Raw genomic sequence first — 22,498 nt, 5'->3', positions numbered from 1 at the left:
ACCCGCATCCCCTGAAGGGCCTCCGCAGGGCCGGGGCCCGTACGGACCCCGGCCTCAGGCCGCCAGCTGCTTCAGCAGGGTCGGCAGCGCCGTCCCGATCGGCTCGCGCACGACCTCGTCGGCCACTTCGTCGTAAGGGGTCGGCTCGGCGTTGACGACGACGAGCCGCGCGCCGTACTCCGCCGCGATCCCCGCGAGCGAGGCCGCCGGCTGCACGTGGAGACTGGTGCCGACGGCCACGAACACATCGCTGGCCTTGGCGATCGACAACGCCTGACTCATCACCACGGGGTCGAGTCGCTGCCCGAACATCACGGTGGCCGATTTGAGGATGCCTCCGCACGCGCGGCACGGCGGGTCCTCCTCGCCCGCCTCCACCCGCGCCAGTGCCTCCTCCATCGGGGCGCGGGCATGGCAGCCGGTGCACACCGAAGACCGGGCGCTGCCGTGGAGTTCGAGCACTTTACGGGCGGGCAGCCCGGCCATCTGGTGCAGCCCGTCGACGTTCTGGGTGAGGACCCGGACCGGGATCCCCGAGCGTTCCAGCTCGGCGATCGCCCGGTGGGCGTCGTTGGGCCGGGCGCGCAGCGCGGGACTGTCCAGACGCATGCGCCAGGCGCGACGCCGGATGTCGGGGTCGGACATGTAGAAGTCGTACGTGACGAGCTTCTCGGCCTCCGGGTCGCGCCGCCACAGGCCGTTCGGCCCCCGGTAGTCGGGGATGCCGGAGTCCGTGGAGATCCCTGCTCCGCTGAGGACGGCGACCAGGGGCCGCCGTGCCGTGCCGTTGTCGCTCATGGGGCCGAGCGTAGGCGGCGCGGCGCGGCGTCGTCGACGGGATTGATCCTCGCTCCCGTCCGGTTCCGGGCCGGCGGCCCGCCTCTCCCCGGCAGGCGGGAGGCAACCGCTTCCGGTGTTCCCCGCGCAGCGTTCGAGCGGTCCGGTGCGTGCGGGGCGGCGGGGTGCGCGGGGACCGGCAACAGCCTTCTGGGGCGCAGCCGTTGACAGCTGCATTGCGCTTTCCTACGGTGACGCCCGACCGTTACATCGATGTAAAGAGCGTTCCCTCCACGTCCTCACCAGGGCCATGCCGAAGGGACCACCATGCCCCCGCGCTCACCCGACGGCCCAAGACGCACCGCTCGAACCGTCGTCTTCCTGACCGCTCTCCTCGCCCTGCTGCTCGGACCGGCTCCGGCCGCTCCGGCCGCCCCCGCAGCCCCGGTCGCAGCCCCGGCCGCCCTGCCCGGACCGGAGGCGACGGCGGCTGCCGCAGGCACCTTCCGCAATCCGCTGAATACCGGTCCCGACCCGTTCATGACGCACTGGAAGGGCTCCTACTACCTGACCACCAGCCAGAACGACCGCATCACGATGTGGCGCTCTCCCTCACTGAGCACCCTGCTCACCGCCGACCCCGTCACCGTGTGGACCGACACGGACGCCTCCCGGAACAAGAACATCTGGGCGCCGGAGTTCTACCGTTTCGGTGACCGCTGGTACCTGTACTACACGGCCGACGACGGCGTCGACGACCATCACCGGCTGTACGTCCTGGAGTCGGAGCGCGACGACCCGGCGGGCCCGTACCACTTCAAGGCGAAGCTCGCTCCGCCCAACCACAGGGACGACTTCTCCATCGACGCCGGGATCCTCCAGCTGGGAGGCCGGCTGTATCTGGCGTACAGCGGGATCAACCAGTACCAGCACAACGGCCTGAACATCGCCCCGATGTCCAACCCGTACACCGTCTCGGGCGACGCCGTGGCGATCGACGCCGCCGGAGGGTGCCCGGAGGTCCGTGAGGGCCCGGAGTTCCTCCACCGGGGCGGCCGTGCCTGGATGACGTACTCGGCCTGCGACACCGGGAAGCCGGACTACCAGGTGTGGATGATGTCCCTGCCGCAGACCGCCGACCCGCTGGTGCCCGGCAACTGGACACAGCACCCCGGCCCGGTCTTCTCCCGCGCCGACGGCCGGGGCGTGTACGGCCCCGGCCACCACGCCTTCTTCCGCTCCCCGGACGGCACCGAGGACTGGATCGTGTACCACGCCAAGACCACGTCGGCGTACACCTACGGCAACCGCGCCACCCGGGCGCAGAAGTTCACCTGGAAACCCGACGGCAGCCCCGACTTCGGCCGGCCGCTCGCCCTCGGCGCCACCCAGGACCTGCCTTCCGGCGATCCAGGGTCCGGCAACTACTGGATCAACGACGACGGCCGTTCCAGCGGCCCGGGGAGCGTCACCTACAGCGGCTCGTGGAACTCCGGTACGGGCTGCGCCACCCAGTGCTTCTGGAGCGACGACCACTGGAGCGACCGCGCCGGAGCGACCGCCGTCCTCTCCTTCACCGGGACCCGGATCGCCCTGCTGTCCGTCGAGGACGTCGGCAACGGGTACGCCGCCATCAGCGTCGACGGCGGCCCGGAGACCCGCGTGGACTTCCACGGCTCCCTCCGCGCCGGAGAGGTGCTCCAGTACCTGAGCCCGAAGCTGCCCCCCGGACCCCACACCCTCAGGGTGCGCGTCACCGGCGAACGCAACCCGCAGTCGCAGGCCGCCCATGTCAGCATCGACCGAGCCGAGGTGTACTCCTGATGAAGCACCCGACAGACCGGAAGCGGACGCCGCGGAGAACAACGCCCCCACGGCCCTTACGTCCGGCGGCCGCAGCGCTCGTGGCGCTGCTCGCCCTCGTCCTCGCGTGGACCTCACTCGCCGTGCTTCCCGCGGCCGCCGCCGTGGGCGGCCCGGTCCTCGACCGGAACTTCCCCGACCCGGACATCGTCAAGGCCGGCAGCACCTACCACGCCTACGCCACCAACGGCGACGGCAAGAACATCCAGCGCGCCACCTCCACCGACCTCGTGAACTGGTCGGTCGCGGGTACGGACCCGCTGCCCCGCGTGGGGAACTGGGCGCTGCCGGAACGCTCGCTGGTCTGGGCGCCCGAGGTCTTCGACAACGGCAACGGCTTCACCATGCTCTACACCGCGCGCGACCGGGCCACGGACAAGCAGTGCATCGGCGTGGCCCTGTCCGGCTCGCCGCAGGGCCCGTTCCAGCCGGCCGACGGCGCGCCGCTGGTGTGCCCGGGGGACCGGGGCGGAGCGATCGACGCGTCCTCGTACACCGAGAACGGCCGGCGCTACATGCTGTGGAAGAACGACGGCAACTGCTGCGGCCAGGACACCTGGCTCTATCTCCAGCCCCTCTCCTGGGACGGGACGCGCACGACCGGAGCCGCCACCGGACTGATCAAGCAGGACCGTTCCTGGGAGGGCGCGCTCGTCGAGGCGCCGACGCTCGTCAAGCACGGCGGCCGTTACGTGCTGTTCTACTCGGCCAACCACTACGGCGACACCTCCTACAAGACCGGCTACGCCACCGCGACCTCGCTGAACGGCCCGTACACCAAGGCTCCCGCCCCGCTGATGACGACGGACACCTTCGCCGGCTCCGTGCGCGGGCCGGGCGGGCAGGACGTGGTGACGGGGCCGGACGGGCGGGACCGGATCGTCTTCCACGGCTGGAGCGGCGACTACTCCAGGCGTGCGATGTACGCGGTCGATCTCGGCTGGGCGAACGACTATCCCGTCGTGCGCGGCAGCAAGGTGATCTACCAGGCCGAGAACGCCCGGGTGAACAACGCGGTGGTGCGGGACGCGGCGGGCGCCCTGGACGGCCGGGCGGTCGGCCACATCGACCACGCCGACAGCTTCGTGGAGTTCACCGTCTTCGCGGCCTCCGCCGGGCAGCACACCCTGACCGTGCGCTACGGCAACGGCTCCTCCAGCGGCGGCTCGCCCGTCACCTCCTCGCACGGGCTGAGCGTCAACGGCAACGCGGCGGGCTGGGTGGGTTATCCGCACACGGGCTGGGACAACTGGCGTCACGTCGACAAAGCGATCGCCCTGAACGAAGGGTGGAACACCGTCCGTCTCGCCAAGGGCGACCACTGGGCGGAACTGGACTCCATCGAGATCGCCTGACGGTCCCGGCCATCGGCCCTGACCCACGGGCCCGATCCGCGGGCCCGATCCGCGGGCCCGATCCGCGGGCCCGATCCGCGGGCCCGGCCCGCGGCCGGACAGATCGGCGGTGGCCGGCAGGACAACCTGCCGGCCACCGTTCAGCCCTTGAGCCCCGAGCGGGACACGCCCTCGATCACCCACCGCTGGGCCACCACGTACAGCAGCAGCACCGGCAGGCTCGCGACGACCGCCCCGGCCATCAGCAGGTCGTACCGGATGTTGTTGGCCCCCTGGAAGTTGGCCAGGCCCACGGGCAGCGTGAGGGACTCCGGGCTGAGGAGGACGTACAGCGGCCACAGGAAGTCGTTCCAGCTGGCGAGGAAGGCCAGCAGGGCCAGCGTCGTCAGCGCCGGACGGGACAGCGGCAGGACGACCCGAACGAAGATCTGCCAGCGGTTGCACCCGTCGATCTCCGCGGCTTCCTCCAGCTCGCCGGGCAGCGAGAGGAAGAACTGCCGCAGGAAGAAGACGCCGAACGCGCTCGCCGCTCCCGGCACGATCACCGCGGGCAGTGTGTCGATCCAGGCCAGCTCGTTGACCAGCAGGAAGTTGGGCACCAGCAGGATCACCGGCGGCACGAAGAGGGTGGCCACCACGCAGGTGAACACGGCGCTCCGGCCGCGGAACTCCAGCCGGGCCAGCGCGTACGCCGCCGGGGTGGCCGTGGCGAGCACCAGCACGGCGTGCGCGGTGGCCACGAGCAGACTGTTGACCAGCCACCGCAGGACCGGGCTGTCGGTCGCGCTGAAGATCTCCTGGTACGCGTCGAGGGTCGCGGGGCCGGGGAGCCACTCCGGGGCGCTCGCCCCGGCCGACTCCCGGTCCTTCAACGACGTGACGAGCATGTAGAGCAGCGGGCTCAGATACAGGGCGGCGACCACCCCCAGGACCAGGTGGAGCAGCGAGCGGCGCATCCGGCGCCCGGCCGACGGCCGGTTCGTGGCGTCGGAGCGCGGCGGTGCGAGGGTCATGACGTCTCCTGCCGGTCACGGAAGACGCGGAAGACGACCGCGCTGGTGACCATGAGGGTGAGGGCGAGCAGGAAGCTCATCGCCGATGCGGTGCCCATGTCGAAGCGGCGCAGGCCGGTCTCCGCGATGAGGAAGATGGCGGTCTTCGTCTCGTCCGCCGGCGCGCCCGTGGTGATCAGGTAGGACTGGCCGAACATGTTCGCCGACGCCAGGAGCGTGGAGTTGACCACGAACAGGGCCACCGGCCGCAGCCCCGGCACGGTCACGTGGCGGAAACGCTGCCAGGGACCGGCCCCGTCCACCTTGGCTGCTTCGTACAGCTCCGCCGGGATGTCCTGGAGTCCCGCCAGGTAGATGACGGCGTTGAAGCCGAGCGTCCACCAGACGGTGACGCCCACCAGTCCCCACCAGGCGGCGGGTGTGCCGGTGGTCCACTGGATGTCGTCCGGCAGCCCGAACGCGCCGAGGTAGTGGTTGACCATGCCGATGTTGCCGTCGAGCAGGAAGCGCCACAGCAGACCGACGACGGCGACCCCGAGGACGTACGGCGCGAAGTACACCGCCCGGTAGAAGTTCCGTCCCCGGAACTTGCCGTTCATCAGCAGCGCCACCAGCAGCGGCACGACGAGCAGGAAGGGCAGCGACAGGGCGGTGAAGACGCCCGTCGCCCTCATGGCGATCCAGAACCGGCCGCCGTCCACACTGCCGCTGTCCAGCAGCTCGGTGTAGTTGTCCAGTCCCACGAACGGCTTGACGGCGAAGTTGATGTCCCAGTCGTGGAGGCTGATCCACAACCCCCAGCCGATCGGGACCACCATGAACGCCGTGAAGAGGACCAGGTACGGGGTGAGGAAGACGTACGGGGTCCACCACCGGTAGGAGCGGGTGGCGAGACGCGCGGCCCTCACTTCGCGTACTTCTTCTTGTTCTCGGCGAGCAGCTTGTTCGCGGTGGCCACCCCGTCGCGCAGCGCCCGGGCGGGCCCGGCCTTCTTCAGCACGGCCTGCTGGACGGCGAGTTCGAGCGCCTTGGCCTGTACGTCGCCGACGCCCGGCAGCGCGGGCAGGAAGCGGAAGGCGTTCACGTCCTCGGCCAGCGCGACCTGCGGGAGGCCGGCGACGGCCGGGTCCTCGCGGACGGAGTTGCGTGCGGGGATCATGCCGGCCTTGGCCCACTCGGTGGACCGCTCGCTCATGTAGTCGATGAAGAACTTGGCGGCGGTGACCTTGTTCTTGTTCTTGGCGCCCTGCGAGGTCAGCACGAAGTTGTGCGAGGCGCTCCACATGGCGGCCGTACCGCCGATGTTCGGCAGGGCGTTCATGCCCCAGCGCAGGTTGCGCGCATTGTTCCTGAGGTCGTTGATCTGCCAGATGCCGTCCCAGGTGAAGCTGACCTTGTTGTTCTTGAAGGCGTTGTACTGGGCGTCCTGCGCGACCTGGCCCGGGCTGAAGTCCTTGTCGATCTGGGCGACCATCCACTCCAGCGCCTCGACGCCGGCGTCGGATCCCCACTGCGCGCTCGCCCCGTCCTCGCTGTAGAGCTCGCCGCCGAACTGCCACAGCAGCGACATGAACATCAGGTGCCCGGGCCACTTGTTGGGCATCCAGAACGGGTTGGCGATGCCCTTCTTGGTGAGCGCGGTCAGCGCGTCCTCGAAACCGGCGCGGTCGGCCGGCGCCTCCTTGAGACCGATGCGCCCGAGGTGGCTCTCGTTCCAGTAGTCGGCGAGGCAGTGCACGTCCAGCGGCACGCTGTAGCGGTGCCCGTCGTAGACGCCGGCCTGCCACACGGCGGGGATGAAGTCCGACTCGGTGAGCTTCAGCGCGGAGACGACGTCGTCCAGGGGCACCAGGGTGCGGCGCGCGGCGAAGGTGGCGACCCAGTCGTTGTGGATGACGGCGACGTCGGGACCCTTGCCCGCGGTGATCGCGGTGGGCATCGCCGGGTAGAGGTCCTGCCACTGACGGGTCGTGTTGCGGACGCTGATCCGGCCCTCGTACTCCTTGTTGAAGGCGGCGAGCATCTGCTTCATGTGCGGGCCGTCGCCGCCGGTGAAGCCGTTCCAGTACTCCAGGGTGACCTTGGGGCCCTTGTACTCACCACCGTCGAAGCTGGGGCCGGCGTTCCGGGAATCGCCCTGGTCCGCGCCGAGCTTGGTGCCGCCGCTGCACGCGGTCAGCAGTCCGGCGGCGCCGGTGCCGGCGGCCAGGCCGAGGAAGGCGCGGCGGCGCAGGTGCTCGCGGGACGGAGGGACGGTGCTCATGAGGTGCTCCTTCGCTGGGGGTCTTGCGTGTCCTGGACCGGCGAACCGAACCGCCGCCGTGGGGGAGGGGAGAAGCGGTCAGGCGGTGACGAGCCGCACCATCGACCAGGAGGCCGGCGGCAGTCCGACGGTGAGCCGGCCGTCCTGCGCCCTGGTGCCGTCGACGGCTGCCGGACGTACCCGGTCCGGCGCTTCACGGGTGTTCGCCGCTGCTGCCGCGGCTCCCGAACCGTCGAGCACCACGTGCTCGGCGACGCGCAGGCCGGGCAGGGGGCGCAGGTCCAGCGTGAGCGTGAGCGGCGAGGTCCGGTCCCGGTTGACCGCGAAGACCGCCACGTCGCCGCTCTCCTCGTCGTACGTCGCGGTGGCCCACAGGGCGGGGACCTCGCCGTACCGCGCCGTCTCGACCACCGGCGACCGCGGCTCCACGCGCAGGACCGTGCCCCGGGCGTGGCGGGCCGTGAGCGCGAAGGGGTGGAAGACCGTCTGGCGCCAGGCGGGTCCGCCGGGCTCAGTCATGATCGGCGCGATGATGTTGGCCAGCTGGGCCTGGCAGGCCACGTCCACCCGGTCGGCGTGCCGGAGCAGGGTGATCAGCAGACTGCCGACGACCACGGCGTCGACGGTGTCGTACACGTCCTCGATCAGGCGCGGGGCGGTGCGCCACTCCAGCGCGGACTCACCGGGGAAGCGGCTCTGGTACCAGACGTTCCACTCGTCGAAGGAGAGCTTGATCTTCTTCCTGCTGCGCAGCTTCGCACCGATGTGGTCGGCGGTGGCCACGACGGAACCGATCATCCGGTCCATCTCCGCGCCGCTCGCCAGGAACGAGTCCACGTCCCCGTCGACCGGTTCGTAGTACGCGTGCAGCGACACCATGTCGACGTGCTCGTACGCGTGCTCCAGCACCGTCGCCTCCCACGAGGCGAACGTGTCGATGTACGCGTTGGAGCTGCCGCAGGCGACCAGCTGGAGGGCGGGGTCGAAGCGCTTCATGGCGCGGGCCGTCTCCGCCGCGAGCCGGCCGTACTCCTCGGCGGTCTTGTGCCCCATCTGCCACGGGCCGTCCATCTCGTTGCCCAGGCACCACAGCCGGATGCCGTGCGGCTCGGCGACACCGTGCGAGCGGCGCAGGTCCGACAGGGCGGTGCCGCCGGGGTGGTTGGCGTACTCCAGCAGGTCCAGTGCCTCGGCCACACCGCGGGTGCCGAGGTTGACGGCCATCATCGGCTCGACGCCGGTGCGGTGCGCCCACGTCATGAACTCGTTGAGACCGAAGGCGTTGCTCTCGACGCTGCGCCAGGCGTAGTCGAGCCGGGTCGGGCGGTCCCCGGCCGGTCCCACCCCGTCCTCCCAGCGGTAGTTGGAGACGAAGTTGCCGCCGGGGTAGCGCACCAGGGTCACGCCGAGCTCGCGGGCGAGGTCCATGACGTCCTGGCGCAGGCCGTCGGCGTCGGCGGCGGGATGCCCGGGTTCGTAGATACCGGTGTACACCGAGCGCCCCATGTGTTCCACGAAGGATCCGAAGAGACGCCGGTTCAGGTCTCCGACGCGGAAGCCGGGATCGAGGGTGAGACGGGCCGTGACCATGTGCGGGACTCCAGGTGTCGGTGCGGGGGTGAGCGAGGAGTGAAGGCTCCGGAGGCGCCCGGCCCGGAGAGGTTCCGGCAGGCGTGTCTTCTGCCGGTCGACCGACGGGTCTCTGCGGCTGGGCGTAAGATTTGCATCGTTGGAACAGCGTTGTAAATAGGTCGTGTGCCGTGGTTTTCCCGCCGTTGGGCCTGCCCGCCGGACCGGGGAGTTCCCCGGCGATCAGGTGTGCGACGGTGGTCGTTCACATCACGGACGGGCATCTTGGGACATGAACGGAAGGTGGGTGCGCGGTGGCGAGCCTGAAGGACGTGGCACAGCGGGCCGGGGTGTCGGTGAAGACCGTCTCGAACGTCGTCAACGGGTACGCCTATGTGGCGTCCGGGACCCGCGAGAAGGTCGAACTGGCCCTGAGCGAGCTGGACTACCGGCCCAACCTCTCGGCGCGGAACCTGCGCCGCGGCCGTACCGGAGTGATCGCGCTCGCCGTCCCCGAGCTGGACGCTCCCTACTTCGCCGAGCTCGCCCGCTCCGTCATCGAGGCGGCCGCCGAACGCGGCTGGATGGTGCTGATCGACCAGACCGACGGCGTGGCCGCGCGCGAGCGTGAACTCCTCCAGGGTGTGCGCGAGCAGTCGGTCGACGGGCTGATCTTCAGCCCGGTGGCGATCGGCCGTGACGACCTCGCGGCCCGCACGGACGCCACCCCGCTGGTCCTGCTGGGCGAACGCGTCCTCGACGGCCCCACCGACCACATCGCCGTCGACAACCAGCGCGCCGCCCGCGAGATGACCGCCCACCTCGCCGGACTCGGCCACACGCGGATCGGCGCCGTCGGGGCGCAGGACCGGCCGGGCATGGGCACCGCCCGGCTGCGGCTGGCCGGCTACCGCGAAGGGCTCGCCGCCGCCGGGCTGCCGTACGACGAGGACCTGGTCGCTCCCACCCCGGCCTACCGGCGCGCCGACGGAGCGGAGGCGATGCGCCGGCTGCTCGCCCTGCCGGAGCCGCCCCGGGCGGTGTTCTGCTTCAACGACCTCCTGGCCCTGGGGGCCCTGCGCACGGCCCTTTCGCAAGGGCTGCGGGTGCCCGAAGACGTGGCGATCGCCGGATTCGACGACATCGAGGACGGCCGGTACAGCACGCCGACCCTCACCACCATCTCGCCGGACAAGGACCGGGTGGCGAAGACCGCGGTCGAGTTGCTGGACACCCGCATCGACGCCGGCCGGCGGGCGGGACACGGATCGGCCGCCTGCCGTGAGATCGAGGCCCCCTACCGGCTGCTCGTCAGGGAGAGCACTGTGGGACGGGCCGGCTGACGCGCCTCCTCATGAGCCCGCGACCGCACACGGTTTCACTGTCCCGCCCTTCCGTCGATGCGCTCGCGCAGGAAGTCGGCGTGGCCGTTGTGCCGGGCGTACTCCTCGGTCGTGCGCACCAGCACCTCGCGCGGTTGCATCTGCTTCCCGCCGTAGAAGTCTCCGTCGGGGCCGGCGCCGGAACGGCAGCGCCGGGAGACGCCCTCCCGGCCATGTGGCGCACCAGCCCCAGCAGCGACAGACTCGACGGCTCCACGGAGCGACGGGCCGGAGCGGCGGCATGGGGAGCGGAGCACTCCGTCTCCAGCGTCAGACGCTGATCGCGCGGGTACCCGGTGGGCACGGCCCGCTCACCCTCGAACCCGCCGTCGGTCCGCGTGTCACTGCCGGGGTGTACGAGCGCGCAGGCCCACCCGAAGCGCGGGGCGGACCGCTGCTCCAATGGCCCGTCCTCCCCGGTGTGTCGGTGCCGTTTCCGTCGGGCTCATCGGCCGCCCGTCACCGTGCCGGGCGCAGGCAGGCCAGGGCCGCCGTGGTCAGTGCCGTCACCCCCACCCCGAGCGCCGCCGGATCGGGCGCGAACCGGGGGGTGTGGTTGCCGGGCACCGCCAGGAGTTTCTGCGCCGGCCCGTCCCCCGGGGCGGCCTCCCAGGTGCTCCACGGGGTGGATCCGATGAACCAGAAGGCGTACGGGATCTCCGTCCCGCCGTTGTGCCCCGCCGCGCCGAAGTAGGGGAAGTCCTCGCTCCCCATCAGCGTGTCGTACTCGATCACCGCCGCCGCGCCGAACGCCTGCCGCTGCGCCTCGCTCACCCGTGCCACCGTCGCCGGATCGTTGGAGGTGACGGGGAAGTCGTGGGTGACGGTGATCTCCGGGGGCCGGGGACAGCCGGAGGCCGTGCACTCCGCCTCGGCGATGCGCCGTACCGCTTCCAGGACCCGCGTGCGCACGTCCGCGTCCTGCGTACGGATGTTGAGGGTGATCCGGGCCTCCTCCGGGATGATGTTCGCCTTGGTGCCGGCCCGGATCCTTCCCACCGTCAGCACCACGGCGTCCCTGGCGGCCACTTCCCGCGAGACGACCGTCTGCAACCGGGTCACCAGATAGGCGGCGGTGACCACCGGGTCGACGCAGTGCTCGGGGGAGGAGCCGTGACCGCCCCTGCCGAAGATGCGGATGCCGACGTCCGTCGCCGCGGACATCAGCAGCCCGGCGCGGTGGCCGACCGTACCCACCGGGGCCGGCCCCACGTGCTGACCGAGGACGACGTCGGGCCGCGGGAAGCGGGTGAACAGCCCGTCACCGAGCATGGCCAGCGCGCCCCGCGCGACCTCCTCGCCGGGCTGCCCGACGACCAGCAGCGTGCCGCCCCAGGCGTCCCTGCCGCGCACCAGCGCCTCCGCGGCTCCCGCCAGGCACGTCATGTGCACGTCGTGGCCGCAGGCGTGCATCACGCCCGGCACGGTCGAGGCGTACGGAAGTCCGGTCTCCTCGGTGACGGGCAGCGCGTCCATGTCCGCGCGGAGCATCACCACCGGGCCCTCGCCGTTGCGCAGGAGGGCCACCACGCCGGTGCCGCCGACGCCTTCCGTCGTCTCCAGGCCGGCGTCGCGCAGGCGCCCGGCGAGCCGGGCGGCGGTGCGGTGCTCCCGCAGGGAGAGTTCGGGGTGCGCGTGCAGGTCCTGGTAGAAGGCGAGGAGGCGGTCTCCGTGCACGTCCGCTGTCAGGCGGCGGGCCGTGGCCGCGGCCGTGCTCGCAGCCGTGCGAGTGGTCTCCGGGACGGAAGTTTCCGTGGTGGCAGGGGTGTTCATCGGTTCTCCGGTGCGGGCAGGGGCGGGACGCTTTCGGGAAGGCGGCGGGTGTACGGCTCGGCGGGCGCCCGGCCGGCCTCCTGGCAGGGGCCGTGCTCCACCACCCGCCCGTGGCGCACGACGGCGACCTCGTCGCTGGTGTCACGTACCACGGCGAGGACGCGTGAGACGAAGAGCATGGACGGCGCCAGGACGGGCAGCGGCCTGCCCCGAGCCGTGCGCAAGCGGTCCTGGTCGAGGACGCACACGCCGCCGTCGCCACTGCCGCTGGAGGAGGAAGAGAAGGAGGAGCTGCCGCCCTCCCCGGGCGTACTGGACGAGGTCGTGCACGCGGAGGTGACGAGCGCCGTGGAGACGGCCGGAACGGCGCTCGCGGTGAGTCGGGGACGTGGCACTGCGCAACTCCCGGAGCGAAGGGGGAACCCGGTGGGCTGCAAGAATCAGCACGGCCCGGCCCCGCACCGGCGAATTGCAAGAATCCGCAGGAGAGTTGCCGCCTCATGCACGGAACCGCCACGCCGGATGAACTCGATCTCGCTCTGATCAACGCCCTCCAGCTCGACCCGCGCGCGCCGTGGAGCCGGCTCGCCGGCCCGCTGGGGGTGGATCCCGCCACTCTGTCGCGCCGCTGGGCACGGCTGAGGGAGAGCGGCAACGCCTGGGTGACCTGTTGCCCGGGTGCTTCCCAGGCCGAGTACGGGGCGTTCGCACTCGTCCAGGTGGCGTGTGCGCCGGGCGCCTGCGAGGAGGTCGCGGGCAGGCTGGCGCGCGACGTTCACGCGCTGAGCGTGGAGATCGTCACCGGCACGTACGACCTGCTCGTCACGGTGGCGACGCCGAACCTGTCGATGATGGGGCGGTACGTCCTGAACCGGCTGGGCCGGATGCCGGGCGTCACGGCCACCCGCACCCATCTCGCCCAGCGCATCCACCGGGAGGCGAGCCGGTGGCGCATGGACGCCCTCGACCAGCACCAGCAGCGCAACCTCCGGCGCTCCGGCAAGGACCGCACCGCCCCGGGCCCCGCGAGCGTCGAGGAGCGACGTCTGGTCACCACGCTGGCGGCCGACGGGCGCCTGTCCTGCGCGCGCCTCGGCGAGCTGCTGGACCGCCCGGAGAGCACGGTACGGCGGCTGCTCACCGCGACGCTGGGCAGCGGACGGGCGGTGGTGCGCTGCGAGACGGCGCACCTGCCGGCCGGCTGGCGGGTCACGGCGACGCTGTGGCTGACGGTGCCGCCGGCGGAACTCGAATCCACCGCCGACGGACTGGCCGCGACGCGGGAGACCCGCCTGGTGTGCTCGACGGCCGGAGAGGCCAACCTGCTGGCGCAGATCTGGCTGCACGGTCTCAGCGACTTCTCGCGCTACGAGGCCCAGCTCGCCCGGCGCTTCCCGGCCGCCCGCGTGCTGGACCGCTGCACCACCTTCACCTGGGTGAAGCGGATGGGGCGGCTCCTGGACGCCGAGGGGCGCAGGGTCGAGTACGTGGCGATGGAACCGGGCCGCCCCGTTCCCGTGGAGGGGTGAGACGGCCCGCGCGGTCCTGCGGCGCCTTCCGCGAAGCCGCCGCAGGGCGGGCCGGCGCCGTCGAGGACGCAACCGCCGGCCATGCCGTCACCCTGCGCCGGCACCGGTGACGCCCGGCGCTGTGGGATGGTGGTCGCGTGACGTTGGAGGATCTCGTCCGGCTGCGCCGGACCCGTGACCTGATGGACCGTGAATACGCGAAGCCGCTCGACGTTCCGGCGCTGGCGCGCGTCGCCCTCATGTCGTCGGGCCATTTCTCCCGCAGCTTTCGCGCCGCCTTCGGGGAGACGCCGTACAGCTACCTGATGACGCGCCGGATCGAGCGAGCGAAGGCGCTGCTGCGACGGGGAGACCTGACGGTGACGGAGGTCTGCTTCGAGGTCGGCTGTACGTCGCTGGGGTCGTTCAGCTCGCGGTTCGCCGAGCTGGTCGGCGAGAGTCCGAGCTCATACCGGGCCCGCCGCCATGACGAGGGTGCCGCCGTCCCGGCCTGCGTCGCCAAGATCCACACGCGACCGGTCAGGAACGGAGAAGCGAAACCCCACCCCGGCCCCTAGCGTGAAACGCATGGACATCAAGCTTTCGCAGTGCTTCATCGCCGTCGACGACCACGACAAGGCGCTCGCCTTCTACCGGGACATTCTCGGCCTGGAGGTGCGCAACGACGTCGGGTTCGAGGGGATGCGCTGGGTGACCGTCGGGTCGCCCTCGCAGCCGGACGTGAACATCGTCCTGGAACCGCCCGTGGCGGACCCGAACGCATCGCCCGCCGACAGGCAGGCCATGGCGGAACTCATGGCGAAGGGCCTGCTGCGCGGCCTCATCTTCTCGACCGACGGCTGCGACGCGACCTTCGAGCGCATCAGCATGGCGGGCGGCGAGGTGCTGCAGGAGCCGGTCGATCAGCCCTACGGCGTCCGTGACTGCGCCTTCCGCGATCCCTCGGGCAACATGCTGCGCTTCAGCCAGCCTCGCAGGCAGTGAGCTGCGGTCCCGCGAACCGGGCGCCGCCCTGCCGGCCGGCCCTGCGCCCCGCATCCGCGGATATCTATTGCCGCGGCGACAGAAATCCGTGCAATAGGCGGTGAGAGTTTATGACGTGCCGGGCGGAGTGATATCACTTGCCGCACTCCGCCGCTTGCACTGTGCTATGTTGATCTCAGTTGCAGTTGTGGTTCCCAAAGACTTCAAGTGCTCTTACTGGCTCCTGTGCCGGTGGGCGCGCTTTTGTATTGCCGGTGTTGTTTTCCGGGCGGGACAATCATTGCGGCGACTCGGGCGCCCGCACAGTGCGGGCCCTTGGGCATTGCCCCGAAGGAGATATGACATGGCTACTGGCACCGTGAAGTGGTTCAACGCGGAAAAGGGCTTCGGCTTCATCGAGCAGGAGGGTGGCGGCCCCGACGTCTTCGCCCACTACTCGAACATCGCCGCCCAGGGCTTCCGTGAGCTCCAGGAGGGTCAGAAGGTGAACTTCGACGTCACGCAGGGCCAGAAGGGCCCGCAGGCCGAGAACATCGTTCCCGCCTGACGCTGAGGCGTACAACAGGGCCGGGGCCCGCACCTTCGGGTGCGGGCCCCGGCTCGTTGTGTTGTCGCGGGTCCGGTCCGTGCGCCGTCACCGTTCCGCGAACGGTGCGGTCACGCCGTGCTCTGTGGTCCTGCCCCGCGCGAGCCGGTGACGAAGGGCCGGGCGGGGGTGGGGGTGGGGGTTCAACGGTCCGAGTAGCTGAAGTCCCCTATCGTCCACGCGCTTACGTCCTCGATGGCGATGCGGTACATCCCGCCGGTTTCGGGAATTCCGAGACTGCCCTGGAGGATCCTCGCGACATGGAAATGCAGATGGGTGGGGGGCTTGTCCTGCTTCGGACGGAGGTCTGCGTCGGCGGCCATGAAGATGCCGGCGAACGGACCCAGCCGATCTGAATCCTTCAGTACCTCGGCAACCCGCTCCCGCCACACCGCCTCGGGAGCCAACCGTCCAGTGATGACAGCTCCACCGGCGACCACGGTGAGTGACATCTGATTACAGTGCTCGGACTCCACCGTCGCGGCGACGTCAACAAGCAGATCATCAGGGTTCGACATGGCAGGTGATTTTACTACCGTTGAACCTCGCCCCGGTAGGCCGACTTGCGGACGCCGACGAGGCGGGCGCCTCTCCGGTCCGGAGGCGCGGGACCCCTGCGCCCCGCCCGGAGCGCACCACGTTCCCCGGCCGCGGCCCGGCCGGGGGCGTCGTAATTCGGGATACGGATGCTCGGCGAAGTTGAATATGTTTCCTTGCGGGCACAGAAAATCAGGCAATGTGCGACGAAGGTTTATGGCCTGGCGGTCGGGGTGGTATTACGTCGGGTTCCCGGTTGCTTATGCCGTGCTACTGTTGGGTAGCCTTGCGGTAATGGTTGCCGAATTCGCTTTTCCGCCCATGGTGCGCTTTCGGACGAGGCAACTCGCGCGGCGACGCAAGGATCGCACAGCACAGGCCTTGAAACCGCTCACAAGGAGGTACGGCATGGTTACCGGAATCGTGAAGTGGTTTGACGCGGCCAAGGGTTTCGGCTTCATCGAGCAGGCAGACGGCGGCGCTGACGTGTTCGCCCACTTCTCGTACATCGCCGACCGGAGTCTTCTCGGGCTGCTCGAAGGCCAGGAGGTGGCCTTCGAGATCAGGCAGGGACCCAAGGCCCCGCATGCGGTGAACATCGTTCTCGCCTGAAGCCTGAAGCCTGAAGAACTGGCGTCGCGTCGCCCGGCCCAGCCTCGCTTGAAGTCCAGGAACCCCGGGATGCCCGTGCGGTGTCTTCGGCATCGGCATCGGCATCTCAGAGCGTCGGGCCGGAGCCGGCCCCAGGACCTTCCCGGAGGGAACCGAGAGGCAGGGTTCCCGCGTCCACCTGCTCAATGCGCAAGATCAACGATGTTGACAGGGGACCCCGGGCGTGAAGGGCATGGCCACTCGATACCTCTACCTCACTCGGCACGGCGAGGCGTCAGCGGACGAGACGGCTCTGACCGAAGGCGGTCGCCGCCAAGCTGTTCTCCTCGGTGAACGGCTCCGCGGCGCTTCCCTGTCGGCGATCCACCATGGTCCGCTGCCCCGGGCGGAACACACGGCCCGGCTGATCGGTGAACAGCTCGACGGTGTCCCGCTGCATCCGTCGGAGCCGGCCGGGGACTACGTCCCCCACCTGCCGCAGAAGCAGGAACTGCCGCCGGATTCGGCCGGTCTCCTGCTCGACTTCCTGGCCCGGCTTCCGGCGGACGACCGTGAACGGGGCCCCGCGCTGGCCCGGGAAGCACTTGCGGAGTTCACAGGGCCGGTCGAGGGCGGCCGGCCTCGTCATGAGCTGGTCGTCACCCATAACTTCCTCATCGGATGGCTGGTCCGAGCCGCCCATGACGCGCCCGAATGGCGCTGGATGGGCCTCAACCACGGCAACGCGGCTCTCACGGTCATCCGGTACGCGCCCGGCAGGCCGTCCAGTGTGCTCCTGTACAACGACATGCGGCACTTGCCCGCAGAGCTGTGCTGGACAGGCTCCCCGCCCGAACTCCGCATCTGACCGGCAACAGCCGTCCGGGCCGGCCGGTCCGCTGACCACCGGGAAACGAATGGTCAGCACATGGAGCCGGGGTTCGGTGGCTTCCCGCGCGATCCGTACACCGCCGACGCCCTTCCCGGGGGCCGAGGGATGAAGAAGGTCTGCGACAGGCGCGGGGCAAGGCCCGGTCAGCCGACGGTGACGACCACCGAGTGCCGGCCGCTCGCGCCGTCGGGGATGGTCCGGGTGCGCTTCCCGGTCTGGACTTCGCCCGTACGGTCGGTGGCGCGCACGGTGAGGGTGTGGCCGCCGGGGGTGGCCTGCCAGGGGAAGGACCACTGCCGCCACGTGTCGACGGTGTCCTGCGCGGCGAGGTCGGCGGGCCGCCAGGGCCCGTCGTCGACACGGATTTCGACCTTGGCGATGCCGCGGCGCTGGGCCCACGCCACGCCGGCGACCATGACGGTTCCCGCCTCGGGCCGCGCGAAGGGCTTGGGTGTGTCGATGCGGGACTGTGTCTTGACCGGAGCCCTGCGGGCCCACGCGCGCTTGACCCAGTACGGGTCGTAGTCGTCGAACGTGGTCAGTTCGATGTCCTCGATCCACTTGCAGGCGGAGACGTATCCGTACAGTCCCGGGACGAGCATCCGGACGGGGAAGCCGTGCACGAAGGGCAGCGGCTCACCGTTCATTCCGACCGCGAGCATCGCGTCGCGGCCGTCCATGACGTCCTCCACCGGGGTGCCGAGTGTCATGCCGTCCACCGAGCGGGCCACCAGCTGGTCGGCGGGGCCGCCTCTGGACGGCGGCTTCACCCCGGCCTCGCGCAGCAGGTCCGCCAGCCGTACGCCGATCCAGCGGGCGTTGCCCACGTACGGGCCGCCGACCTCGTTGGAGACACAGGTGAGTGTGATGTCCCGCTCGATCAGCTCCCGGTCCAGCAGCCCCTGGAAGGTGACGGTCGTCGGGTGCTCGACGCCTTTGCCGTGGATGCGCAGCCGCCAGCCGGTGGCATCGACCTTCGGCACCACGAGAGCGGTATCGACGCGGTAGAAGGTCTTGCTCGGCGTGGTGAAGGAGCTGACGCCCGGAATCCGCAGCTGCGCGCCGGAGGGCACGGGAGGAGCGGGCGACGCGGGTGGCGGGAGCACCACCCCGGCACGCGAGGCGACCGCGTCCCGGCCGCGACTGCCGTTCAGCGCGCGGCCCAGCACACCGGCGCCGCCGGACGCGACCGCCGCCGCCGAGGCGGCGATCAGGAATCCCCGCCGGTCCCACCCCCTGTCGACGCTCGACGGAGCGTCCGCGCGTCGCCGTGCGGTGAGCCTGCCGGTCAGTACACAGAGCACAGCGACGCCGGCCACGGCGCCGGCCAGTGAAGGCAGCCCGTCCGCGAGCCCGGTCGAGTCCGGGCGGCTCACTGCCGCTGCTGCCCCCACCGCACCGAAGAGCAGCACACCGGCGGAACCGGTGCGCCGGTGGCGCAGCGCGACCACACCCAGTGCGAGTGCCAGGACGGCGAGTGCCGCCAGAATGCCGAGCTGCAGAACCAGCTTGTCGCTCTCGCCGAAGTTACGGATCGCCCAGTCCTTCACGGGCGCCGGAGTGCGGTCGATCGCTGCGCCGCCCACCGCGGTGACGGGGCCGGCCCCGGCCCGTACGGCCGCCGAGACAAGCTCGGCAACGGCGAGCGCCGCGAATCCGGAGAGCAGGCCGCTGAGTGCGGCGAGCCCGCCACGGGCCATGTTCCTGCGGGAGATCTTCACGCCCGCTATTCGGTACCGGCCGCGGAGCGGATTGGTCCGTCGTCCGGCCGTACGGAAACCCGCCGGGAAGCACGCTTCCAGGCGCCGCCACCTGCCACCGCCCGCGGCCGGCAGAGACGCTGTCCCGAACACGCCCGCCGTCAAAGACGCGATGGTGCGGAAGAGATACCGGGCCGGACGGCGCCGTGGCCGTGCCGGCCGGGCGCGGTCAGGGCCGGTAACGGTAACGGGTGTCGGCGCGGTGTGCGGCGGCGCGTGCGAGAGCGTGGCGGGGGCGGGCGAGAGTGATCTGGCGAATGAACTGATGGAAGCAGGCCAAGGCCGCTGCGGGGGGCAGGGCGGTGACTGCGATGCCGGGCAGGGTTCTGGGAGCCTGGGTGACGGAGAGGGTGACGGCGATGGCGGTGAAAAGCACCACGACCGCCCAGGCGTGGAGGGCGCGGCGACGGTGCAGGGCGGCGCGCAGGACGGTGAGACAGGCCACGAACCAGGGACCGAAGACGAGCAGTGGCCAGCCGTGCGCCAGGCCGGGAGTCACACCGGAGGCGGCCAGGTGTGTGAGCGGGGCGTAGGAGACCATCGCGCCGAGCACGCTGACCGTTGTCACGATGAAGGCGGTCAGTGCCGCCATGCTGAGGCTGACCACCCGCAGCCACGGCCAGCCCCTGAGAGGACTGGTCCGCCTGGGTCTGCGGCGGTTGTGGGAGCGGGGGCGTGGAAACGCCGATGCGGCCGATGCGGTGTGTGGCGCGGAGGTTTGCAGCAGCTGGGTGAGTTCTTCGTCCCAGTCGAATGCCCGCTCCATGGCCGGGACGGGCGGGAAAAAAGCTTCCTGCACGTCCGTCGCCCGGTTGGCTGTCGGCAGGCCGGGGCCGTGCGGGTGCAGTGGTGAGTCGGAGGGGGCGGGGCGGGCATCGATCGGATTCGGCCGGTCATACACGGCGTGTCCGCCCCCGCAGGCTCTCTGGCGTACCGGAAGCGACGGGTGGCAGTTCGGGAGGCCGGGGCTCCGTGCGATTGCCGACGGGCCGGGAGCGGTGGTGAAAGTCGGTCTGAATCCGTTCCAGCCTGTGGAGGAACTCTTCGAGCAGGTCTGAGAAAAGGTACGGCCAGGGCTCCCCGGTCCCCCGTTCCTGGCTGTCGCGTGCTGGGTGTTCCCCTTCGGTGCCGGACGAACACGCTGAAGGGCCGGCGTCGTCGGCACGGCCCTCATACGGGGGATACGGCTTGGGTGGAGTCACTTCCCGTCAACGACCCCGGCTCGGGGCCGGGTGTCCGGCGACCGGGTGACTGGTCACCGTCCGAGGATGATTCGTACGCCGCCGCCTTGACCCGGCCGTACATACAGTCCGGCCGGTGTGGGCACCGGCATCTCCCACCGGTGAGGAGCCGCGCCCCCACGACGGGCCGCCGCCCGTCACCGAGGCGGCGGCCCGCGCACGGATCAGCCGAGCGGCTTGTCCAGTACGGCCTTGCGGTGGCTGAACGTCTCCAGCGAGTAGTGGCCGTGGTAACGGCCCATGCCGCTCTCGCCGACGCCTCCGAAGGGCAGGTCGGACACGGTGAGATGGGCCACCGGGAGACCGAAGCCGACGCCGCCCGAAGAGGTCTCCGACACCAGCCGGTCACGCGTCGTTCCGGATTCCGTGAACGCGTACAGCGCCAGCGGCTTGTCCCGGTCGTTGATGAACGCGATGGCCCGGTCGAGGTCTTCCACCTCCACGATCGGCAGAATCGGACCGAAGATCTCCTCTGCCATGACCGGGGAGTCCGGGGAGACCTCGGCCAGTACCGTCGGAGCGAGGTAGCGGCGCGTACGGTCGTGCTCGCCCCCGACGACCGGGCGGCCCGAGCCGAGCAGGCCGGTCAGCCGGTCGAAGTGCCGTTCGTTGACGATCCTGCCGTAGTCGGGCGAGTCGGCCGCATCGGTTCCGTACGCCGCCCGTACGGCCTTCTCCAGCGCGACTTCGAGTTCGCGCGCGGTCTGCGGGTCGGTGAGCACGTAGTCCGGGGCGACGCAGGTCTGCCCGGCGTTGAGGAACTTCGTGGCCACGAGCCGGGAGGCCACCGTCCGCAGGTCCGTGCCCCGGTCGACGAACGCCGGGGACTTTCCACCGAGCTCCAGGGTCACGGGTGTGAGGTGCTCGGCGGCCGCGCGCATCACGATGCGGCCCACCGTGCCGTTGCCCGTGTAGAAGATGTGGTCGAAACGCTGCTCCAGCAGGGCGGTGGTCTCCGGTACGGCGCCTTCCACCACGGCCACCGCATCGCTGTCGACGTACCGCGGCAGCAGCTCGGCGACGGCGCGCGAGGTGGCAGGTGCCAGCTCGCTCGGCTTCGCGACGACGCAGTTGCCCGCGGCGAGCGCGCCGGCCACCGGGGCGAGCAGCAGCTGCGCCGGATAGTTCCACGGTGCGATGACGAGGACGACGCCCAGCGGGTCCTGCACCGTCCACGCCGTCGCACCGCCGAGGTGCGGCGGGACGTCGACGGGTTCGGGCCGCAGCCAGTCCTCCAGCCGCTCCAGGGTGTGGTCGATCTCGCGCACGGTGAAGTCGATCTCCGTACGGAAGGCCTCGCGCTCACTCTTGCCCAGGTCGGAGTGGAGCGCGGCGGCCAGTTCCTGACCGTGCTCGGTCAGCAGGGTCCGCAGGCCGCGCAGTTGCTCCGTACGCCAGGCGAGAGGCTTGGTACGTCCGGTCTGGAAGGTGGCGCGCAGTCGGGTGACGACATCTGCGGGCTGTTCGACGGTGGAGTGCACCATGGCTCCTCACTAGGGGGTGTGACCGCTCTCGCCGGGCCCGGCGGCGGCTGCCGTGCGGTGACGGCCGCGCGGCGAAAGCTTTACATGCATATAGCAACCATGGAGCTCGGCGGCTTGTTCCCGGGGCGGCGAGCTCATTGCGACAGCTTGTGTGGGTGTGGGTGTGGGTGTGGGGGCGGGGGCGGGGTGCGGCTGTGGCCCGGCGTCTTTCCGCAGCTCGCTCTCCGTGTGCGGCACCAATCCGGGCGGCGCGCGCGGGGGAGTCGGCCGACGCCTTGAGCAGGCGGCCGACGGGGAGGGGATCGCGCTCTGTCCCCGCATCTCTCCTGCGGCAACCTCGCCGCAGGCGTGGGCTCTTGAAAGAGGGAAGCCGACCGCGGGGCCCATGACTTCGGGCGCGTACACGTGCGCGTAAGGCTCGTCGTGGCCGTAACTCTGTGCCGCCTGCTCGTTTCGCATGCCCGCGTCCATGAGGCCGAAGGCCGCCCCTGTCACACTCGCTCGCCGCGCGGCGTCAACGCGGTGACGGACTCATCGCACCCGGCCGGAGCGAGCGGCTCCGGCGTCCACCCGATGAGGAGCACCATCGATGTCCACCGCCTACGTCGTCGCCACCCTCCTGGCCGCCGCCCTGACGGGCTTCTCGGCCGCTTCCGTCTTCTTCCGCGCCAAGTGGGTCGTGCGGCCCATGGCCGACTACAGCGTCCCCCCGTTCCTGGTGGACCTGGCTCGGTACGGCAAAGGCCGCAGGGGCCGCGGGTCTGCCGGCCGGCCTTTTCGTACCGGTCGTCGGTGTCCGGCCCCGGTACTGGTGAGCTCGCGTATTCAACTGTCGCAAGTGGTGCTGCCAAAGCGTCGGTGCAGTCACTGTGTGTTGGGGTGCCGCAGGTCATGGTCTG

Annotated in this window: 20 protein-coding genes and 2 pseudogenes; 10 read left to right on the top strand and 12 right to left on the bottom strand. The window is 70.7% G+C overall.

What is annotated here, in order from left to right:
• Positions 1–54: 54 nt before the first annotated feature.
• On the bottom strand, positions 55–798 hold the full coding sequence (locus ACWD0Y_RS25235) for an SIR2 family NAD-dependent protein deacylase (protein WP_450262594.1): 744 nt from the start codon (positions 796–798) through the stop codon (positions 55–57).
• Positions 799–1,104: 306 nt separating this feature from the next.
• Here ACWD0Y_RS25235 and ACWD0Y_RS25230 point away from each other — a divergent pair, with 306 nt between their 5' ends.
• Together ACWD0Y_RS25230 and ACWD0Y_RS25225 are read left to right on the top strand one after the other, a co-directional pair.
• Complete coding sequence (locus ACWD0Y_RS25230; protein WP_450262593.1) at positions 1,105–2,601, top strand: family 43 glycosylhydrolase; 1,497 nt, start codon at positions 1,105–1,107, stop codon at positions 2,599–2,601.
• Positions 2,601–3,995 (top strand): family 43 glycosylhydrolase, encoded by a 1,395-nt coding sequence (locus tag ACWD0Y_RS25225; RefSeq protein ID WP_450262592.1) that lies wholly within the window; start codon positions 2,601–2,603, stop codon positions 3,993–3,995. Before ACWD0Y_RS25230 ends, ACWD0Y_RS25225 begins: the two co-directional genes overlap by 1 nt.
• Before the next feature lie 140 nt (positions 3,996–4,135).
• Here ACWD0Y_RS25225 and ACWD0Y_RS25220 read toward each other — a convergent pair whose 3' ends face one another.
• The 4 genes from ACWD0Y_RS25220 to arfA form a co-directional block, all read right to left on the bottom strand.
• Positions 4,136–5,008: a carbohydrate ABC transporter permease gene (locus tag ACWD0Y_RS25220; protein ID WP_450262591.1), complete on the bottom strand. Its 873-nt coding sequence runs from the start codon at positions 5,006–5,008 to the stop codon at positions 4,136–4,138.
• Positions 5,005–5,916: a carbohydrate ABC transporter permease gene (locus tag ACWD0Y_RS25215; RefSeq protein ID WP_450262590.1), complete on the bottom strand. Its 912-nt coding sequence runs from the start codon at positions 5,914–5,916 to the stop codon at positions 5,005–5,007. Before ACWD0Y_RS25215 ends, ACWD0Y_RS25220 begins: the two co-directional genes overlap by 4 nt.
• The gene (locus tag ACWD0Y_RS25210; RefSeq protein WP_450262589.1) at positions 5,913–7,271 is read right to left on the bottom strand and encodes an extracellular solute-binding protein; all 1,359 of its coding nucleotides are present in this window, start codon (positions 7,269–7,271) and stop codon (positions 5,913–5,915) included. Before ACWD0Y_RS25210 ends, ACWD0Y_RS25215 begins: the two co-directional genes overlap by 4 nt.
• 78 nt (positions 7,272–7,349) lie before the next feature.
• Positions 7,350–8,861, bottom strand: a complete 1,512-nt coding sequence (arfA, locus tag ACWD0Y_RS25205; protein ID WP_450262588.1) for an arabinosylfuranosidase ArfA — start codon at positions 8,859–8,861, stop codon at positions 7,350–7,352.
• A 293-nt stretch (positions 8,862–9,154) separates the two neighbouring features.
• Here arfA and ACWD0Y_RS25200 point away from each other — a divergent pair, with 293 nt between their 5' ends.
• Positions 9,155–10,183, top strand: coding sequence for a LacI family DNA-binding transcriptional regulator (locus ACWD0Y_RS25200; RefSeq protein WP_450262587.1), 1,029 nt, complete (start codon positions 9,155–9,157; stop codon positions 10,181–10,183).
• 35 nt (positions 10,184–10,218) lie between these two features.
• On the opposite strand, the pseudogene ACWD0Y_RS25195 reads toward ACWD0Y_RS25200, so the two are convergent.
• From ACWD0Y_RS25195 to ACWD0Y_RS25185, 3 genes and pseudogenes are all read right to left on the bottom strand, one after another.
• A pseudogene (locus ACWD0Y_RS25195) lies at positions 10,219–10,625 on the bottom strand (mycothiol transferase).
• 56 nt (positions 10,626–10,681) lie between these two features.
• Positions 10,682–11,995 (bottom strand): amidohydrolase, encoded by a 1,314-nt coding sequence (locus tag ACWD0Y_RS25190; RefSeq protein WP_450262586.1) that lies wholly within the window; start codon positions 11,993–11,995, stop codon positions 10,682–10,684.
• Positions 11,992–12,390 carry a hypothetical protein gene (locus tag ACWD0Y_RS25185; RefSeq protein ID WP_450262585.1) on the bottom strand — a complete coding sequence of 133 codons (399 nt, stop codon included), beginning with the start codon at positions 12,388–12,390 and terminating at the stop codon, positions 11,992–11,994. The genes ACWD0Y_RS25190 and ACWD0Y_RS25185 overlap by 4 nt, the downstream gene beginning before the upstream one ends.
• A gap of 105 nt (positions 12,391–12,495) precedes the next feature.
• Here ACWD0Y_RS25185 and ACWD0Y_RS25180 point away from each other — a divergent pair, with 105 nt between their 5' ends.
• The 4 genes from ACWD0Y_RS25180 (at position 12,496) to ACWD0Y_RS25165 (ending at position 15,055) form a co-directional block, all read left to right on the top strand.
• Complete coding sequence (locus ACWD0Y_RS25180) at positions 12,496–13,524, top strand: Lrp/AsnC family transcriptional regulator (RefSeq protein ID WP_450262584.1); 1,029 nt, start codon at positions 12,496–12,498, stop codon at positions 13,522–13,524.
• A 137-nt stretch (positions 13,525–13,661) separates the two neighbouring features.
• Positions 13,662–14,081 carry a helix-turn-helix transcriptional regulator gene (locus ACWD0Y_RS25175; protein WP_450262583.1) on the top strand — a complete coding sequence of 140 codons (420 nt, stop codon included), beginning with the start codon at positions 13,662–13,664 and terminating at the stop codon, positions 14,079–14,081.
• Between the two features lie 10 nt (positions 14,082–14,091).
• Entirely contained in the window at positions 14,092–14,508 is a 417-nt protein-coding gene (locus ACWD0Y_RS25170) for a VOC family protein (protein WP_450262582.1), read from the top strand.
• Positions 14,509–14,851: 343 nt separating this feature from the next.
• Positions 14,852–15,055 (top strand): cold-shock protein, encoded by a 204-nt coding sequence (locus ACWD0Y_RS25165; RefSeq protein ID WP_093797295.1) that lies wholly within the window; start codon positions 14,852–14,854, stop codon positions 15,053–15,055.
• Positions 15,056–15,237: 182 nt separating this feature from the next.
• On the opposite strand, the gene ACWD0Y_RS25160 is transcribed toward ACWD0Y_RS25165, so the two are convergent.
• Positions 15,238–15,612 (bottom strand): hypothetical protein, encoded by a 375-nt coding sequence (locus tag ACWD0Y_RS25160; protein WP_093797293.1) that lies wholly within the window; start codon positions 15,610–15,612, stop codon positions 15,238–15,240.
• 427 nt (positions 15,613–16,039) lie between these two features.
• Here ACWD0Y_RS25160 and ACWD0Y_RS25155 point away from each other — a divergent pair, with 427 nt between their 5' ends.
• The gene (locus tag ACWD0Y_RS25155; RefSeq protein ID WP_450262581.1) at positions 16,040–16,243 is read left to right on the top strand and encodes a cold-shock protein; all 204 of its coding nucleotides are present in this window, start codon (positions 16,040–16,042) and stop codon (positions 16,241–16,243) included.
• A gap of 223 nt (positions 16,244–16,466) precedes the next feature.
• Positions 16,467–17,090 (top strand): histidine phosphatase family protein, encoded by a 624-nt coding sequence (locus ACWD0Y_RS25150; RefSeq protein ID WP_450262580.1) that lies wholly within the window; start codon positions 16,467–16,469, stop codon positions 17,088–17,090.
• A gap of 167 nt (positions 17,091–17,257) precedes the next feature.
• On the opposite strand, the gene ACWD0Y_RS25145 is transcribed toward ACWD0Y_RS25150, so the two are convergent.
• From ACWD0Y_RS25145 to ACWD0Y_RS25135, 3 genes are all read right to left on the bottom strand, one after another.
• On the bottom strand, positions 17,258–18,814 hold the full coding sequence (locus ACWD0Y_RS25145; protein ID WP_450262617.1) for a molybdopterin-dependent oxidoreductase: 1,557 nt from the start codon (positions 18,812–18,814) through the stop codon (positions 17,258–17,260).
• A 229-nt stretch (positions 18,815–19,043) separates the two neighbouring features.
• Entirely contained in the window at positions 19,044–19,466 is a 423-nt protein-coding gene (locus ACWD0Y_RS25140) for a DUF2637 domain-containing protein (RefSeq protein WP_450262579.1), read from the bottom strand.
• An 813-nt stretch (positions 19,467–20,279) separates the two neighbouring features.
• Positions 20,280–21,599 (bottom strand): aldehyde dehydrogenase family protein, encoded by a 1,320-nt coding sequence (locus ACWD0Y_RS25135; RefSeq protein ID WP_450262578.1) that lies wholly within the window; start codon positions 21,597–21,599, stop codon positions 20,280–20,282.
• 589 nt (positions 21,600–22,188) lie between these two features.
• On the opposite strand from ACWD0Y_RS25135, the pseudogene ACWD0Y_RS25130 reads away from it, so the two are divergent.
• Positions 22,189–22,498 (top strand): annotated as a pseudogene (locus ACWD0Y_RS25130) (hypothetical protein); the annotation flags it as partial.

Source organism: Streptomyces altiplanensis (genome assembly GCF_053591575.1).
Note: the sequence above shows the minus strand (reverse complement) of the source record. Positions and strands in the feature narration are given on the sequence as shown.